Below are 2,267 nucleotides of genomic sequence, written 5' to 3'. Positions count from 1 at the left end.
CCCCCCCCCCCCCCCCCCCCCCCCCCCGGCCCCCCCCCCCCCCCCCCCCCCCCCCCCCCCCCCCCGGGCGCCCCCCCCCCACGACGCGAAGACGCTCGAATCCGCGCCCCGGAACGGTGCGGCCGTGCCGTGAGACCACCAGTCCCCGCCGGCCGGGAGCACGGCACTTGATGCGTGAAGGCTGTCCTCTGACCTGTTCAGGCACCTTTTCGGAGTGGCGCGTGCGTTGCGAAAGGTAGTGGAAGAGATCAAAAGATGAGAGGTGTGGTGGCGTCGTGTGCCTTACCTGGCTTTCGCTGACGCCCGGTGGGGTGCCGTGAGCTCGGTTCCAGCCGGCGGACTGGCTGTGGTCCAGTTTCGGGACGAGTGGAGTGGTGCCGGGTGCGGTGGGTGGGTGTCGAGGGCGGTGGAATGGTTTCGGTGCGATGAGGGCCTCGGAGACTGTGTCGATGCCGGTGTAGCGGGACCTCGCTCGGGTCACGGCGAATGCCCCCGTGCGGCACGGGTTTTCACCGTGCGGGGGTTGATGCCGGGTGTGATTGTCGAACCGGGTCGTGCGGGGCGGTGCTATTCGCGGGCGCGGTGGGGTTCGCGCGGACAACGGGCTTCGTGACTGTGGCCGGATGCGCGGTGCTGGGACTCGCGGCCGTGGCGGGATCCGCTGTGGTGCGATTCGTGGCGGTGAGGCTCGCGCGCGGGGCGGGATTCTTGGTTGTGGCGGGATGCGCTCGTGCGCTCGGCCAGTAGCCGGGCGCGGCGACGCTGCACACTCTCGGCCAGCACCTGTTCGGGGTGATGGAACCGATTCACTCGTGGTCGACGCTGCGGATCCACCGTGACCGGTGGACAGAACGCCGTCCTCCCCGCATCCGCGCTCCCCGGCGGAACGCGATAGGTGGCCCACCTGGTCGGGTCGTCGGGATCGGCGGCGATCTGCGCATGATGGGCGTCGCAGACCAAGGTGAGGTTGTCGATATCGGTGGGACCGTGCGCGGCCCACGGGATGAGGTGGTGCATCGCGCACATGGTGGCTGGTGCGGAGCAGTCGGGGTGGGTGCAGCCGCGGTCACGAGCGATGGCGGCCAACCGCTGCCACTGCGACGCGATCCTTGCACCTTCTCCCAAATACAGGGGTTTGCCTCGGGTTTCGTCGAAGAGCAGCAACAGCGGGATCGAGCCCTGCGCCATCCGCCACGCTTCCCGCACCGGGATCGCCGTCCCCGTCGCGGCGCGGGCGACTCCCGCACCGCGCAGTAGGTCGGTGACCGACATCGTCAACACGATCGACACCGGCAGGCCGCGATGTGCACCCAACTTCGCGGGGCCGCTGGCGGACAGGAACGCTTTCAACGCGTCGTGCCGCCGCTGCGCCGGAGTACGCCCATCTCGCCCGACCGCCGCCGCCAACCGGTTCGGGTCGAACCCGTCGGGGTCGTGCACCCCCAACTGGGGACTGTCAGGGTCGTCGGGCATACACATGCCCGGTCGTGCCCACTTCGCGAACACGGTATCGACCATCGCCCGCAACTCCGGATCGAAACACCCCCCGAACGGGCTCATCCCATCCACGCGTTGTTCGCCGAAGGTGGCCGCCCGAAGCCGGGCCCGGTCCTTCGCGGTGGTCAGCGTGCCGTCGGGGTCGAGGTAGCCGAGGATGCGGTCGCCGACCTTGCCGACCATTTCCGGGGTGCCGGTGCGGGCGGCGTCGGCCAGATGCTCCTCGGCGATGGCGCGGTGTTCGGTGTCGACCGCGTCCGGTATCCGGTCCATCACCCGCATCACCGCCCGGGCGTGATCCCCCGAGATCGCCCCCTCGGCCTGCGCCGACGCCGTGGCGGGCAGGCGCGGTTCGCACGACTCGCCGTAGGCACTGGTCATGGCCCCCAGTTGCGCGGCACCCTTCACCCGGGCGACGGCGTCGGCCTTGGCCAGGCGCAGAGTCTCCACCAGATACCGGTACAACCCCACCGATCCGGTGGTGGTCCACAACTGTCGGTCGTTGATCTCGATCACGTGCCGATGCCCCACCGCCTCCAACCGACGCCGGCACGCTTCCAGTCCTTGCACGCGGGCGGTGAATTCGGTGTCGGTGAACCCGGTCAGGTCCTCGGCCAACAGCGTGTCGATCGCGGTCGCCAGTGTGGCGAGCGCGGGATCGCGCTGCTGGATTTCCCCCTCCGAATTCATACAGTTATTCTACCGCGAAACCTATTGCGGCAGAACAGAAAACATCAACTGAACTGCACGTCTTCACATGACATAACCAG

1 protein-coding gene is annotated in these 2,267 nt (G+C 69.0%); it reads right to left on the bottom strand.

Translation table 11 applies throughout. The features are described 5' to 3' along the window. Window positions 1-567: 567 nt before the first annotated feature. A complete protein-coding gene (locus tag QK444_RS35625) occupies window positions 568-2,187 on the bottom strand; it encodes an HNH endonuclease signature motif containing protein (RefSeq protein WP_282786431.1) in 1,620 nt (539 codons plus the stop codon). Window positions 2,188-2,267 lie beyond the last annotated feature (80 nt).

The sequence above is a fragment of the Nocardia sp. CC201C genome, from assembly GCF_030010695.1.
In the GTDB taxonomy this organism is placed as follows: Bacteria; Actinomycetota; Actinomycetes; order Mycobacteriales; family Mycobacteriaceae; genus Nocardia; species Nocardia otitidiscaviarum.
Note: the sequence above shows the minus strand (reverse complement) of the source record. Positions and strands in the feature narration are given on the sequence as shown.